The organism is Pseudoalteromonas sp. ESRF-bin5 (genome assembly GCF_002632075.1).
Lineage (GTDB): Bacteria > Pseudomonadota > Gammaproteobacteria > Enterobacterales > Alteromonadaceae > Pseudoalteromonas > Pseudoalteromonas marina.
The window spans coordinates 1-14,449 of record NZ_NTLW01000122.1; the positions used below are offsets into that span (position 1 = coordinate 1).

The following is a 14,449-nucleotide window of genomic DNA, read 5'->3' on the forward strand; positions in this document are numbered from 1 at the left end:
TTAACTTTAGCAATACGTCTTTTTAAACTCATGTAACAAAATACATTACACAGTATTTGGGTGAGCAAAACACATGTATAACTAAAAATTAAATTATTCGAATTACCATCCTGGTAACTCATTAAATTGTAAACACTAAGAATAAGCTGAACGAATAACGTTACATTTAAAAAGCTCATTAAGTGTTTCTTGAATTGTGTGTGTTTATATCGGCTAAATAAAGTTAACAATATACTAATTAAAACCAGTAGACAGCTTACAATAATAAGAATTAAAGCAGTATTAGTAATCATATAAAGGCCTTGCTGAAAATTGAAACCCTAGTTGGTTATTAATTAAACCTAAATTACACATGCGCTTTTTATTAACTCTTTTGCGTTTGCTTTTGCTGTTTTACTAACATTGTCGCCGCCAAGCAACCTTGCTATTTCGTCTACTCTACCATCTTTTGTTAGTGCCAGCATATTGGTAAAGGTTTCACCTTTAGCAATTTCTTTTGCTACAAAAAATTGCTGATGCGCACTACTTGCAACCTGCGGCAAATGGGTAACACAGATCACCTGAGTCGATTTACCAAGTTGCCTTAATAACTTTCCAACAGCAGAGGCTGTAGGTCCAGAAATACCTACGTCTACTTCATCAAATATCAATGTTGGTGTTGTTACTTTTTGGGCAATAATAACCTGAATGGCTAAGCTAATACGCGAAAGCTCACCACCAGACGCCACCTTAGCCAAAGGCTGAAGGGGCTGCCCTGGGTTGGTCGATACTAAAAACGAAACGCTATCATGCCCTAAAAGATTGGGGGCGCGCTCAGGATCTTCAGTAAGCGATATTTCAAATACACCATTTTCCATGGATAAATTTGCCATACTTTCGCTTATTAAGGTGTTTAAGGTATTAGCATAACTTCTGCGGCTAATACTTAGCGCTTCACTTGCTTGCTTGTAGTCAAGCAATGCATCGTTTATTTCATAGTCAAGTTGCTCCAAACGCGAACTATTATTACTAATTGACTCGAGTTCTTTTGAAATTGACTGATGAAATTCAACTAATCCTTGCGGTTTTATATGGTGCTTACGAGCTAAGTCCATTGCGCCACTTAACCTATTTTCTATCTCTGTTAAACGGGCTGGGTCTAAATCAACTTGTTCTGTATAATTGCGAATTTCTCGGCTAGCTTCTTCTACTTGAACAGCAGCTTCTTCTAGCATTGCTGCCACACTTGCTAAGCTTTCATCATATTGTGCTAAATCTGCAAATTGTTGTGCGCTGTGCTGTAAAACAGAACACGCGCTTTGTTCTTCACCTTCATATAGGTATTGCAGCTCTTTTTGACATGACTCTAAAATGGTTTGGCTATTACTTAGCTTGTAATGTTCGACTTCAATTTGTTCAAACTCACCGTCTTGTAACGCAAACTCGTCAAGTTCTGCCACTTGGTATTCTAGTAGCTGTTTTTGAGCGGCTTGTTGTAATTGCTGTTGCTCAAGCTGTTTAAATTCTTTTTGAAGGTTGGCGAATTGTTTATAACTTTCAGTTACTTTTACAACCAAGTCTTGATGGCCAGCATATGCATCAAGTAGTTGTAATTGATGTTCAGCTTTTAAAAGGTGTTGATGAGCGTGTTGTCCATGTATAGAAATTAAATACTGGCCAAGTTCTTTGAGCTGAGATGCAGTTACTGAGCTGCCATTAATATAGCTTTTACTGCGACCATTTTTGCAAACAACGCGTCTAAGTAAGCAATCATTATCAGTACTGGTCAGAAAATGTTGCTCTAAAAAAGCCTGAGCGAGCGGGAGTGCGCTTATATCAAATTGAGCACATACTTCAGCTTTGTCTGCAGAAGGTCGTACAGCAGAGGCTTCAGCCCGCTCGCCTAAACACAATGAAAGTGCATCAATGGCAATCGATTTACCCGCGCCGGTTTCACCCGTGATCGCCGTCATGCCGTTATGCCATTCAGTGCTTAAGTTACTTACAATTGCAAAGTTTTTAATTTCTAAACCAACTAACATACTGTTCATCCATCCAGTTAATTAACTGGTAATTTATACAGTGTTTAGCTTTTTTGCAAATTAATTTTTTATTATTTAGGCAATATTAACATGTTGATTGAGTTGGTTGTTTGGGTCTTGATTTTCTGGGATGTATTCATTTTCTTCATTATCAAGGGGTTGTAGCAAGTCGTTGGTTTTAATTAATTCGATAAGGTTTGGTAACGCTTCTGAGTAAAACGTTTTGTTATACGAGATACCTTGCTGTGGAAGTTCAGACACAAAATACTGGATATTTTCTTCCAAACTTTGGCCATTGCCCGTTTGGTTCGCTTTAGTCAGTTCGTTAGATAAAGTATTGATTAATAGATCAGATACATCTTCAAGGGTTTGCAAATTCTCGTCAGTATGCTTTTGTACTACAAAAAAGTTAGAAACGATTGCTTGAATTCGAGGTGAGTATTTAGGGCGAAGAATTTTCGCTTCTACTAGCTCATTTAATTTTGACTTTAGACGGGCGCCAACTTGTGATACACGTTCGTTAAATTGCTTTTTTTGAGCTTCAATTGCTTTGCGACGATTGCTTTCTATTTTTAAGTAGGTTGCTAGAAGTGTAATTAACAGTAGCAAGGCAAAAAAAACGACATATGTCATTGCTATTTGTTCCTAAAAATTGGTGTATTATTGTTGTAATCTGCATTTTGCGCTAAAGACAACGCTTTAGCAATAAAATTAGTATAAACGACTGCCCCAATTTAATTTCGTACGTAAAACGTTGTAGTAAGAGTAGTTTTTTGGATGAATTAACCGCAATTTTTTATCTGCTTTTTTAATGACGACTTCATCACCAGGTAAAACGGCAAGCACAACGTGGCTGTCGCAGCTGACTTGCAAGCTGTCAGTATTGTCTAAACTAAGTTTTAGCCTCACTTCGTTATCGGCATCTACCACTAATGGCCTGCTTGATAACGTGTGCGGAAACATAGGCACCAAAGATATTGCATTTAGTTCAGGCGTTAATATTGGACCGCCACCAGAGAGTGAGTAAGCAGTTGATCCTGTTGGCGTAGATACAATTAGCCCATCAGAGCGCTGAGAGAATACAAAGTCGCTATTTATAAATGCCTCAAACTCAATCATATGAGCCACTTTATCTGCATGCAATACGGCTTCGTTTACCGCTAAATTGGCACTTTTTAGTTCATTGTGACGATAAACTTCTACTTCCAATAAAAAGCGATTTTCTTCAATATACTCACCACTTAGAACATGCTCTAGGCTAGCTTCAAAACCTTCAGGGTTTAAGTCGGTTAAAAAACCAAGGTTACCTCGGTTAACGCCAATTACAGCAATGTTAAAACGAGCAAGCACGCGTGCAGCTCCTAACATGTTTCCGTCACCGCCAACCACAATTGCAAGGTCGGCTTGCTCTCCTAAATCAACCAGTTTAACAAGGTTTTCTTTGGGTACATCGACTAACTGTCCGCCAGTGCGCTTTTCAACAATCACTTCAAAACCAAGTGCCAGTAGAAATGTATGCAAACGCTGCAAAGTGGCAGCCGCTTTTGGGTGGTTTGGTTTGCCAATAAGGCCAATAGTATTGAAAGGAGAGTTCATAATCTGCACACTAAAAATTTTGATGTTTGTAGAGTAACTCAAAAGCAAAGTGTTTGAAAATACAGATTTTACCTAAATGAGTATGATTCAATTTAGTTTAAAATAAATTTGTTTTATATTGTTCAACAAAGGGGAAATGACTTGAAATAGCAGCAAATGCCCCGATATACCTTACATGCAACAAGATGTAGATATCATGAAATTAAATCCGCGCGATCAGCAAATATTTTCAGCTGTAATGAACATGTACTGTAACGGTGAGGGATTGCCCGTTCCATCAACAAAAATTGCCAAGCTAAAAAGCATGGCTGTGTGTTCAGCAACCGTTCGTAATGCAATGGCCCGTCTTGAAAAAGTAGGTTTATTGTATTCCCCCCACACTTCTGCAGGACGAGTACCTACAGATGAAGGGTTTAATTATTGGTTTGATGAGTTTTTTCCATTATCAGATATTGCTAGTTACTGGGAGCCAGAGCAAGCACAGCTAGTTGAATTGGCACATGGCTTGAGTCAAAAGTATCAGGTGTGCTGTTGTGTTGGTTTACCGCAAGTGAGCTCACAGCATGTATTTAGGGTTGAAGTACTTGATTTTGATTCTACCGATTGGCTTATTTTATTGATCGATCGAGCAGGCCAAAGCCATAATATTTGCATTGATAAACCACATGATGCTTCAGATACGGTTCGTTACCAGTTTGCAACGTGGTTAAATACAGTATTTAGTCAACAAACATTGATGGAAGGCTTGTATAGAATGCAAGCAATGGCAAACACAGCGCCTAAAAACTGTCATGATTCACTTACTCAATGGACACGGCAGCTAAGTCAAAAGTTAGGTTCAGACAATAGTATTGTTGTGGGTGAAAACTACCTTTATAAAAAAATAAATTGTGAGCAAAGCCTAAATATAGGCGTGTCATTTCTAAATTTTGTTGAAGATGCACTGGCATTTAAAAATGGTGTTTCGGTGATCAGCGGTAAAAAACTTCCGTTTAGTGAATGTAACGATCTAATAACCATCAGCGTTCCTTACTTTCAAAACCAAGAATACCAAAGCCGCTTTTGTATAATCTGCCCAAAATCAGCGCAAATAGAACAAATAATCCAAGAATTTAAATTAATTGAGTCATCGAACTCTTGAATCTTTTTATTCAATCCCCATAATTACCGCAATTGAAAAGAATTGGAGCATGTATTTTATGTCTGAGCAGACACAAAACCCAGAGCAAGAAGTAGAACTAAACGAAGAAATTGAACAAATGCAAGCAGATGTAGAAGCAGCTGTGGATGCCGCTGAACAACATGCAGAAGAACAAAGCCCTGAAGCTGAAATTGCGATGCTTTACGCAGAGCTAGAAGCTGCTAAGCAAACTATTGCAGACCAAAAAGACGGTGTGATCCGTGCCGCTGCTGACGTTGACAACATTCGCCGTCGTGCTGCACAAGATGTAGAAAAAGCACACAAATTTGCACTTGAAAAGTTTGCTAACGAATTACTTCCTGTGATTGATAATCTTGAGCGCGCTATTGAGTTTTCTGATAAAGAAAACGAAACGTTAAAGCCGTTGCTTGAAGGTATTGATATGACGGTTAAAAGCTTTAACGATGCTGTTGCTAAATTCGGTGTTGAAATTGTTAACCCACAAGGCGAGCAATTTAACCCAGAGTTCCATCAAGCTATGTCAATTCAGCCAAGCAACGATGTAACACCAAACACTGTGCTTGCTGTTATGCAAAAAGGCTACACATTAAATGGACGTTTATTACGCCCGGCAATGGTTATGGTTTCAAAAGCGGCTGACGCTTAATTTAGCCGTTTAACACTTTAAAAATGCCTCAAATTGAGGCATTTTTTTTGTCTTTTTTAAAATGAATTATTTGCACTAATATCGTCAGTAGTACCGCGCTAAACATGAGGCTCGAAAACGGCACAGAGCTTTGAGCATGCATAACAGCAAGAATGGGGCCTACCAAGGCACCGCTGCCAAACCTAAGCGTACCAATAACAGCAGTAGCCGTGCCGGTATTTTTTTCAAACTTCATGAGTATTAACGAATCAGCATTACTGGCAGTGACCCCTAAACTCATCATTAATGGTGCAATTGCTGCCACTATATAATAAAGCGATAAATGTAAAATACTAAAAGTTAAAAGGCACAATCCTGATATAAAGCCGCATACCAATCCAACATATAACATTTTGCGTGAACCAATACGCGGCACAATACGCGTATTTAAAAAGTTACCAAACATTAATGCCATCACGTTAAAGGCAAATAATATCCCAAACAGTTGCTCCGACACTTTGTATAAGTCTAAATAAATAAAAGGCACTGAGGTTAAAAAGCAAAAAAAGCCAAACGATACAAACATTGAGCTTAAAATATCGGCGCGTGCATCGGTATTACTCAACACAGTTTTATAACTGTCAAAAAATAAGGCTAACCCTTTTTTTTCACTGGTATGAATAGGTATATCAATTAAATATACTTGCACAAACACAAGTATTATAAAGCTGTAAGCTGCTAATACTAAAAATATGGTAGACCAAACAGAAAACCCTAAAATAAAAGAGCCTACAGACGGTGCTATTAATGGTGCAACCATCATGATCATCGATACATACGACATACCTTTTGCCGTATTTTGCTGATAAATATGCCTAATAATTCCTGGCACGACCACCGTAGCTGCAGCACCAGTGAATGCTTGTATTGCCCTTAGTGCCCAAAAAGTATGAATTTCTGTTGTGAATGCTAACGCAGTAGAGGTTAAACCAAATAATGTTAAACCAATTTTAGCCAGTTTCCGGCGGCCAATTTGATCCGCTATAGGGCCAAAAAATAACATGCCCAATGAGTAACCTGCCAAATAAATACTTAGCGATATTTGTACATTTGGCATACTTGTTTGTAAATTGTTCGCAATAACCAACATTGCGGGCAAATACATATCAATTGCAAGGGGTGTAATAGCGACAATACTTGCCAATAAAGGTAATAAAATACGGGTGTTGAAAGACGTAGACGAGGCGCCCATACATAAACTCAAGGTAACTAAAACAAGGGCTATAGTGTAGCAGGGCATTGTATATGTATAAACGTAGTTTAGCCGGAACGTTACTTACTTCACCGCAAAGTACTTACCTTAAACCAATGATTTTAAACTGGCACTGTGTTTGCTATCCTACTTGCAGTATTAATGACTTAAGGTAATACAATGAAAAAATTGGTATTGGCACTAGTAGCAACGGCTGTTTTAGCAGGGTGTAAAACATCGCCAACAGGGCGTACTCAAATAGCGCTTTATTCGGATCAGCAAATGAGCGAAATGGGTACAGCTAGCTTTGCTGACATGAAAAAAAATCAGCCAATTAATAAAGATTCAAAAACCAATACATATGTAAATTGTATTGCTGAAAAAGTAATTGCCGTTTTACCTAATGAGTATGCATCTCAAAACTGGGAAGTGGTGGTATTTGAAGATGATTCAGCAAATGCATTTGCTTTGCCTGGCGGTTACATTGGTGTTCATACCGGGTTACTAAAAATAGCGACTAATCAAGATCAAGTCGCTACCGTTTTAGGGCATGAAGTAGGACATGTAATTGCAGAACACTCTAATGAACGTGTATCACAAAGCTCGTTGTTAAGTACAGGAATGCAATTGGGTAGTGTTGCGCTTGAAATGGGTAACGTGCAGTACCGTAATGAAATTATGCAAGGGCTCGGATTAGGCGCTCAATATGGTGTGGTTTTACCGTTTAGCCGTTCTCATGAATCTGAGGCCGACACCATTGGTCTTGATTTAATGGCAAAGGCGGGTTTTAACCCAAAAGAGTCGGTTACGCTTTGGGAAAACATGAGTAAAGCGGGAAGCGGTTCAACGCCTGAATTTTTGTCTACTCACCCAGCACCAACGAGTCGTATTAATAATTTGCAGTCGCAAATGACAAAAGCACTAAGTGAGCAAAGTACTGCAAACTCACAAGGAAAAAGGCCACAGTGCACACTTTAGTTGAGCTTTTAAAAGTATAAAGCAGTGGCGTATAGTGTTGATGCGCTAATAAAATAAAACCCCTGAATGTAAATACTTTCAGGGGTTTTATTTTGTGGGTTATGTGTATTTATGTGGGTTATTCAGCAGCGAGTGCTTCTTTAAATACAGTTTTAAAGCGCTCAAAGTCTTCTATATGTGGTAAGTGGCCTAAATTATCGAGTTCATATAATTTAGCATTGGGGATAAGCGATACGGCATTTTTGCCTAACTTATCGTATCGACCAAGCTCATAATCTACACCGGTTTTTTTCCAGTTTCGGCCTGGTCCTGTTCTATCACGGGTACCAATAATTAACTCAACTGGCACGGCAAAGTCTTTAAATTCAGTAATAACCGGTTGAGTGAAAATCATATCGTATGTTTTAGCATTAACCCACGCCATGTGAGCTTTGTCCGGCCCTTGTATTTGCCCAGTAATAAAGTTCGTTAATGCTGAATATTTAGCGTTCCATTTACCATCGTAATAGTTTTTTTGCTGATATTTTTTTACGCCCTTGGGCGTTTTAGCAAGCTCATTTTTATAAAAGAAGTTGGTGTCTTTGTATTCAACATAATGTAAGTAGTTTTCAAGCCCTATAGGGTTAAGCAAAACCAATTTAATTGTTGTATTGGGATACATTAAAGCAAAGCGACTTGCCAACATGCCGCCCATAGAATGGCCAACTACAATTGTTTGTTTTAAGTTAAGGTAGGCAATTAACGCATGTGTATGGTAGGCAAGCGATGCAAACGAATACTGATAATTAGTGGGTTTAGATGATTTACCAAAGCCAATTTGATCAGGAATTAATACACCAAAGCCAAGCGATTGTAAGTACTGCGCTGTAGTCGTCCAATAATCAGCATTAAAATTTTTGCCGTGCATGAGTGTCACGGTAGGCATCTTTTCTTTGGTAGGCTTTAGGTAAATATACGCCATCTTTAAAGACTGCTTTTGTGATTCAACGCTAAAGTAATTTACTTTAAAGTCATATTGATAACTGCTTAAAAGGGCATCGTAAGATAGGGACTCTGTATTTACTTCACTACTTGCTAAAGCATTATTAGTTAAAGCTAACAGGGCAGCAAAACACATCACTTTAATTGACATCATTTCATTATTCCTTCAAAGGTAAAGCATGAGGCTTAAAAGAAATACGACAATAACTAAGTATTTACAGCCATTCAATTAAATACTTTTATGGCATAAAAAAAGGAGCGCTTAATAGGGCTCCAATTTATGTGATTTTAACGCAGTGTAATTGCTTAAAAGGTCCACTCTAAATGTATTTGCGGAACTGACTCTGTCACTTCAGTTCCTAGCTTGTTATGCCAGTATTGAAGCTCCATGCCGAGTAGCAACGTATTTTCTTTCATTTCAAAGGCATGACCCATGTCCCATACTAAAATAGGTTGTGCGAGTATCCATGCCTCTACATCGTTTCCAAATTCGTCTTCACGTTCTGCAATGTATTCTGCGTGACCTTTAAAGCTGAACTTTTGTGAGCCAATAGTAAAAGGGTATTCAAAAGCTACATCAAACATCCAACTATTTGTTTCTATGGGGGCACCACCTTTAGCAACACCTTCGCTGTCGTCAATATAGGCTGTTACTATCGTTTGAAAGAAGTTAAAACCTGGTACATCCCAGCTTAATTTAACACCCGGCAGGTATTTCACCATTTTAGCATCGCCAGCAATATTTATACCGCCAGTGAGGCCAACATCTAATAACGCACCGGTGCCAATTTTTTCACCGCTGAGCGCCGATAAGCTAACAGTTGAATACCATTCGCCGTAAAAATCGCTATCTTGATAGCCGTCAGCTTTATCGTCTTTACTGTAATCAATGAAAAAGAAGTTGTCGCCGTAATCGTAACCCGATGCATGTTGAACTGAGTAAACCGTGGTATCTGACTCTTGCTCAGTAAAAGGGTTTTTTTGGTCGCCATTGTTAATGTGTAATGCTGTGCTGCTCCAATTAGCGGCAAAAGCAGAAGACGATAAAGCAATGGATGTAAGGGTAAAAAAGGAGAGTATTTTATTTAATTTCATAATTTGTATTTAACTATAACTTGAGTGACACGCGAAAGCGCGCATTATAGCAAAAGTGATTAATATGTAGAGTAATATGTTGCAGCTTATTTTTAAGCTGCAACAGTGGGGCAAAGGTTTTAAGCTTTATTACGACGCAAACAAATTATTGCTATAGCGGTAAATGCTAAAATGAAACAATAATAAGACGATGTTGAGACTTCCCAAGGGCTAATTTTAAACGTAGCGCCAAGTAAAAGTGCTTGTGCTCCATAAGGTAAAGAGCCCTGAGTTACACAAGCAAAAATATCAAGTAGGCTTGCAGAGCGTTTGCCACTAATTTCACCATCGTCAGCGAGTTTTTTAGCAATAGGACCCGCCACAATAATTGAAACGGTATTATTAGCAATACAAATGTTACTTGTCATGACTAGGGCTGCAATGCCAAGTTGGTCAGCTACTTTTCGGTGCCATTTAGCAATTACTTTAGTAATGGCTTGAATTTTTTGGGCAATGTAATCAAGGCCACCGTTAATGCGAATAAATTCAGAAAGACCACCAATAAACATAGAAAGTAAAAATATTTCCTGCATATCGGTAAAACCTTGATAAATATCTTTAACAAAGCTAGACCCTTCGTAGCTACCGGTAAAGCCCATTAATGCAGCAAATATAATACCGCTAAATAACACAACAAATACATTTAGACCTGCTACGGCGAGAACTAAAATAAAGGCATAAGGTAGCACTAACCAAATATCGTAATCTTGGGTTTCGACCACTTGCGCTGCAGGCGTAAGGTAAAACAATAAACAGATTGTTAAAATTGCGGCTGGTACTGCAATTTTAAGGTTTTCTTTAAATTTATCTTTCATTTCACAACCTTGCGTACGTGTAGCCGCAATCGTGGTATCTGAAATAATTGATAAGTTATCGCCAAACATAGCGCCTGACACAATAGTACCCGCCATAAGGGCTGGGTCTATGCCTGTTTTGATCGACACCGCATAAGCAATTGGGCCAATCGCCCCAATAGTACCCATTGATGTGCCCATGGCTGTAGATACAACCGCGGCAATTAAAAATAAACCAGGAAGTAATAGAGCAGGCGGTATCAGTGATAAACCCGCATTAACTACTGCGTCAACACCCCCTGTTGCACTGGCCACTGCAGAAAAAGCACCAGCAAGCAGGTAAATTAAACACATCGTAATAATGTTGTTATGCCCAGCGCCTTTTATAAAGGTTTCAACACATTGATTAACAGTGCCTTTATTAAGTATAAAGGCAAGCATAATGGCGGGTAATATTGCCACCGGTGCTGGGAGTTGATAAAAAGCGTAATCAACCCCTTGAGATTGCAGGTATAAACCAGAACCTAAAAATAGGGCTACAAATGTTAGTAGGGGTAGTAAAGAAAGTATTGCTTTGTTTTTATTAAATGATGGCTGCATCATAATCCTCGGAACCAATTAATTACCACAGCCAAAAATTCCTCTTTTAGCTGAATTTAGCAAGTCTATCTACGTTGTTAAAAGCTAACAAATAGTAGAACAATGCAGCGCCCGCAAGCCAAAGACCAAATCGACGCGAAGGGGAAGTTTAAATGTATAGATGGCTAAAGTAAACTGGTATTGTTATTATTCTTTTATTAAAGGGTTGACTGACTATTACATGACTTTTAGATAAAATCTACTAAGTACGTTACTTTCAGTGATTGATGTTAACTGAGCGATATATACACTCAATATATACAAAACGATCGGTTTACGGTTTAAACAAAAATAAATTAAGGCATAGTGATGATTCGAATAGGTGTTTTTGGTGCTAATGGCAGAATGGGTTTAGCTTTATTGGAAGCCGCAACAATAAAAGAGCAAACACAACTAACAGGCGCCTATGTTCGCAGTGGGTCATCGTTAATTGGAGTTAATGTAAACCAAATAAATAGCGCTGCTGATAAAAACGTATGTTTTAGCGACGAAAACACGCTCGAAAGTGTTGATGTTTTAATTGATTTCACCCTGCCAGACGGTATGCGTAGCCACTTAAAGCGTGCTGTTGAACAATCTCTCCCTTTAGTTATTGGCACAACAGGTTTAACGGCCGATGACATGGCATTATTAGAAAATGCTGCTAAACATATACCTATTGTATTTGCTCGTAACTACAGTGTTGGTGTAAATGTTTTACTAAATTTAGTTCAAACGGCTGCCACTAAGTTCGGTGACGATTTAGATATTGAGATATTTGAAGCGCATCACCGTCATAAAATCGATGCGCCATCGGGCACGGCTCTGGCAATTGGTGAGTCAATTGCAGATGCAAAAGGATGGAACCACGAAGAGGTTGCTGTATACGATCGAAGCCAAATTGAAACTGAAAAATCTCAAAACGAAATTGGTTATTCAGTCCTAAGAGGAGGTGACATAGTAGGTGAACATACCGCCTATTTTGCCACAATGGGGGAAAGGCTTGAATTAACGCACAAAGCAAGTTCGAGAATGACCTTTGCGCTAGGCGCTATAAGAGCTGCAAGCTGGTTGCAAAATAAACCGGTAGGACTTTATGACATGCAAGATGTGCTCGATTTAAAGTAGTTTAGTATCTATTTTGGGTGTTTGGGTCTAATTTTAGCTAAAAGCACTTATTTGTTGTGATTTACCAAATAATGTTAGACCTAAAACTCAACATCATGTAGTATACAGCCAATTTGCCAAAAATTACTAAATGCGTGTTTCCAATTATACCCAAGTGGCTAGTAAAATCAGGGGTTCAGTGGGAATGATAAGAGTTTTAGGCAAGAAAAAATGTTGAAGATTTAGCGGTTATATCGGCCTCATTTAAGACTGCGTAAAACAATTTAATCTCATACAAAATCTGGTTTTGACGATCCCTCTGGGTATTGGCGGGGTGATAAGCAATTTGCTTACTCCCGTTTTTTACTGTTAGGAGGTTTAACTTGACTAAATCCGCTCTGTTAGTCCTAGAAGACGGCACAGTGTTTCGCGGTACTGCAATCGGCGCTGACGGCATGTCAGTCGGTGAAGTGGTATTCAATACGTCTATGACTGGTTATCAAGAAATTTTGACTGACCCTTCGTACGCGGAACAAATCGTAACTTTGACGTACCCACATATCGGTAATACGGGTACCAACAGCGAAGACGAAGAAGCGAATCAAATATGGGCTAAAGGCCTAGTGATCCGTGATTTGCCACTGCTAGCAAGTAATTTTCGTAACGAGCAATCGTTAGATGATTACTTGAAAGAACGTAATATTTTAGGTATTGCGGACATCGACACCAGAAAGCTAACCCGTATTTTGCGCGACAAAGGCGCTCAAAATGGTTGTATTATTGCTGGTGACGAACTAGACGAACAAAAAGCGCTACAAGCCGCGCAAGCCTTCCCAGGCTTAAAAGGTATGGATTTAGCAAAAGTTGTCTCAACCAAGGAAAATTTTGAGTGGCGCGAATCAAGCTGGACATTAGGCGAGGGGTTTAAAACCTTAGATACCGCCGATGAAAAGTTTCATGTTGTAGCCTATGACTTCGGTGTTAAGCGTAATATATTACGTATGCTTGTTGACCGTGGTTGTAAACTTACCGTAGTACCTGCACAAACTAGTGCTGCTGACGTACTCGCATTAAACCCCGATGGTATTTTCTTATCTAATGGCCCTGGCGATCCTGAGCCATGTACATACGCAATTGACGCGATAAAATCATTTTTAGAAACCGACACACCCATTTTTGGTATTTGTTTAGGTCACCAGTTATTAGCGCTTGCTTCAGGTGCTAAAACAGAAAAAATGAAATTTGGCCATCATGGTGGTAACCACCCAGTTAAAGATCTAGACCGCGATGTAGTGATGATCACAGCGCAAAACCATGGTTTTGCAGCCCAAGAATCAAGCCTACCAAGCACGCTTCGTGCAACACACAAATCACTGTTTGACGGTACGCTTCAGGGTATTCATCGTACAGATAAGCCAGCATTTAGTTTTCAGGGTCACCCTGAGGCAAGTCCTGGCCCGCATGATGCAGCCCCATTATTTGACCACTTCATCGATTTGATGCAAGCGCGTAAACACTAATTTAACTTGGAGTAATAATGCCAAAACGTACCGACATAAAAAGCATTCTTATCTTAGGCGCAGGCCCAATTGTTATTGGTCAAGCTTGTGAATTTGACTACTCTGGTGCACAAGCGTGTAAAGCACTCAGAGAAGAAGGCTATAGAGTTATCCTTGTTAACTCAAACCCAGCAACGATTATGACCGACCCAGAAATGGCTGATGCAACATACATCGAACCTATTCACTGGGAAGTAGTAGAAAAAATCATCGAAAAAGAAAAGCCAGATGCAGTCCTGCCTACTATGGGCGGTCAAACAGCATTAAACTGTGCACTTGATTTAGATAAGCACGGTGTATTGGCTAAGCATGGCGTAGAGTTAATTGGCGCAACAGCTGATGCAATAGACAAAGCCGAAAACCGTGAACGCTTTGACACTGCAATGAAAAATATTGGGCTTGAGTGTCCTCGTGCAGAGATAGCACACTCAATGGAAGAAGCTAAAGATACAATGAGCCGCATAGGCTTACCGTGTATCATTCGTCCTTCTTTCACCATGGGTGGCACCGGTGGCGGTGTTGCTTACAACATGGAAGAGTTTGAAGAAATTTGTGAGCGTGGTTTAGACCTGTCACCTACTAACGAATTACTAATTGATGAATCACTGATTGGTTGGAAAGA

The 14,449-nt window shown here is 39.2% G+C and carries 13 protein-coding genes; 6 read left to right on the plus strand and 7 right to left on the minus strand.

Going from position 1 to position 14,449, the window contains the following annotated elements; genetic code table 11:
* Nucleotides 1-341 precede the first annotated feature (341 nt).
* The 3 genes from recN to nadK form a co-directional block, all read right to left on the minus strand.
* Nucleotides 342-2,021, minus strand: a complete 1,680-nt coding sequence (gene recN, locus BCG07_RS06215) for a DNA repair protein RecN (RefSeq protein WP_286889338.1) — start codon at nucleotides 2,019-2,021, stop codon at nucleotides 342-344.
* 75 nt (nucleotides 2,022-2,096) lie between these two features.
* Complete coding sequence (locus tag BCG07_RS06220) at nucleotides 2,097-2,654, minus strand: hypothetical protein (RefSeq protein WP_286889324.1); 558 nt, start codon at nucleotides 2,652-2,654, stop codon at nucleotides 2,097-2,099.
* Between the two features lie 78 nt (nucleotides 2,655-2,732).
* Nucleotides 2,733-3,617 carry an NAD(+) kinase gene (nadK, locus tag BCG07_RS06225; protein ID WP_010557611.1) on the minus strand — a complete coding sequence of 295 codons (885 nt, stop codon included), beginning with the start codon at nucleotides 3,615-3,617 and terminating at the stop codon, nucleotides 2,733-2,735.
* Between the two features lie 175 nt (nucleotides 3,618-3,792).
* Between nadK and BCG07_RS06230 the strand changes: the two genes are divergently transcribed.
* A complete protein-coding gene (locus tag BCG07_RS06230; protein ID WP_006792423.1) occupies nucleotides 3,793-4,758 on the plus strand; it encodes an HrcA family transcriptional regulator in 966 nt (321 codons plus the stop codon).
* A gap of 58 nt (nucleotides 4,759-4,816) precedes the next feature.
* Nucleotides 4,817-5,425, plus strand: coding sequence for a nucleotide exchange factor GrpE (grpE, locus tag BCG07_RS06235; protein ID WP_008132071.1), 609 nt, complete (start codon nucleotides 4,817-4,819; stop codon nucleotides 5,423-5,425).
* Nucleotides 5,426-5,453: 28 nt separating this feature from the next.
* Here grpE and BCG07_RS06240 read toward each other — a convergent pair whose 3' ends face one another.
* Entirely contained in the window at nucleotides 5,454-6,656 is a 1,203-nt protein-coding gene (locus BCG07_RS06240; RefSeq protein ID WP_286889328.1) for a multidrug effflux MFS transporter, read from the minus strand.
* 180 nt (nucleotides 6,657-6,836) lie between these two features.
* On the opposite strand from BCG07_RS06240, the gene BCG07_RS06245 reads away from it, so the two are divergent.
* Nucleotides 6,837-7,634, plus strand: a complete 798-nt coding sequence (locus BCG07_RS06245; protein WP_286889330.1) for a M48 family metallopeptidase — start codon at nucleotides 6,837-6,839, stop codon at nucleotides 7,632-7,634.
* A 118-nt stretch (nucleotides 7,635-7,752) separates the two neighbouring features.
* Here BCG07_RS06245 and BCG07_RS06250 read toward each other — a convergent pair whose 3' ends face one another.
* The 3 genes from BCG07_RS06250 to BCG07_RS06260 all read right to left on the minus strand — a co-directional run bounded on the left by BCG07_RS06250 (nucleotide 7,753) and on the right by BCG07_RS06260 (nucleotide 11,143).
* Nucleotides 7,753-8,769 (minus strand): alpha/beta fold hydrolase, encoded by a 1,017-nt coding sequence (locus tag BCG07_RS06250; protein ID WP_286889332.1) that lies wholly within the window; start codon nucleotides 8,767-8,769, stop codon nucleotides 7,753-7,755.
* Between the two features lie 152 nt (nucleotides 8,770-8,921).
* On the minus strand, nucleotides 8,922-9,710 hold the full coding sequence (locus BCG07_RS06255) for a nucleoside-binding protein (RefSeq protein ID WP_286889334.1): 789 nt from the start codon (nucleotides 9,708-9,710) through the stop codon (nucleotides 8,922-8,924).
* A gap of 119 nt (nucleotides 9,711-9,829) precedes the next feature.
* A complete protein-coding gene (locus tag BCG07_RS06260; RefSeq protein ID WP_286889340.1) occupies nucleotides 9,830-11,143 on the minus strand; it encodes a Na+/H+ antiporter NhaC family protein in 1,314 nt (437 codons plus the stop codon).
* A 348-nt stretch (nucleotides 11,144-11,491) separates the two neighbouring features.
* Between BCG07_RS06260 and dapB the strand changes: the two genes are divergently transcribed.
* The 3 genes from dapB to BCG07_RS06275 form a co-directional block, all read left to right on the plus strand.
* Nucleotides 11,492-12,289, plus strand: a complete 798-nt coding sequence (dapB, locus tag BCG07_RS06265) for a 4-hydroxy-tetrahydrodipicolinate reductase (RefSeq protein WP_006792430.1) — start codon at nucleotides 11,492-11,494, stop codon at nucleotides 12,287-12,289.
* A gap of 362 nt (nucleotides 12,290-12,651) precedes the next feature.
* Entirely contained in the window at nucleotides 12,652-13,788 is a 1,137-nt protein-coding gene (gene carA / locus BCG07_RS06270) for a glutamine-hydrolyzing carbamoyl-phosphate synthase small subunit (RefSeq protein ID WP_006792431.1), read from the plus strand.
* A 17-nt stretch (nucleotides 13,789-13,805) separates the two neighbouring features.
* The coding region (locus BCG07_RS06275) for a carbamoyl phosphate synthase preATP-grasp domain-containing protein (RefSeq protein ID WP_502694047.1) at nucleotides 13,806-14,449 on the plus strand (644 nt) is incomplete at its 3' end.

Bases quoted from the DNA above. Each gene is read 5' to 3' on its own strand.
- grpE (WP_008132071.1), top strand. From the start codon at position 4,817: ATGTCTGAGCAGACACAAAACCCAGAGCAAGAAGTAGAACTAAACGAA.
- recN (WP_286889338.1), bottom strand. From the start codon at position 2,021: ATGTTAGTTGGTTTAGAAATTAAAAACTTTGCAATTGTAAGTAACTTA.
- BCG07_RS06230 (WP_006792423.1), top strand. From the start codon at position 3,793: ATGCAACAAGATGTAGATATCATGAAATTAAATCCGCGCGATCAGCAA.
- BCG07_RS06250 (WP_286889332.1), bottom strand. From the start codon at position 8,769: ATGATGTCAATTAAAGTGATGTGTTTTGCTGCCCTGTTAGCTTTAACT.
- BCG07_RS06260 (WP_286889340.1), bottom strand. From the start codon at position 11,143: ATGCAGCCATCATTTAATAAAAACAAAGCAATACTTTCTTTACTACCC.
- BCG07_RS06255 (WP_286889334.1), bottom strand. From the start codon at position 9,710: ATGAAATTAAATAAAATACTCTCCTTTTTTACCCTTACATCCATTGCT.
- BCG07_RS06245 (WP_286889330.1), top strand. From the start codon at position 6,837: ATGAAAAAATTGGTATTGGCACTAGTAGCAACGGCTGTTTTAGCAGGG.
- dapB (WP_006792430.1), top strand. From the start codon at position 11,492: ATGATTCGAATAGGTGTTTTTGGTGCTAATGGCAGAATGGGTTTAGCT.
- BCG07_RS06220 (WP_286889324.1), bottom strand. From the start codon at position 2,654: ATGACATATGTCGTTTTTTTTGCCTTGCTACTGTTAATTACACTTCTA.
- BCG07_RS06240 (WP_286889328.1), bottom strand. From the start codon at position 6,656: ATGGGCGCCTCGTCTACGTCTTTCAACACCCGTATTTTATTACCTTTA.
- nadK (WP_010557611.1), bottom strand. From the start codon at position 3,617: ATGAACTCTCCTTTCAATACTATTGGCCTTATTGGCAAACCAAACCAC.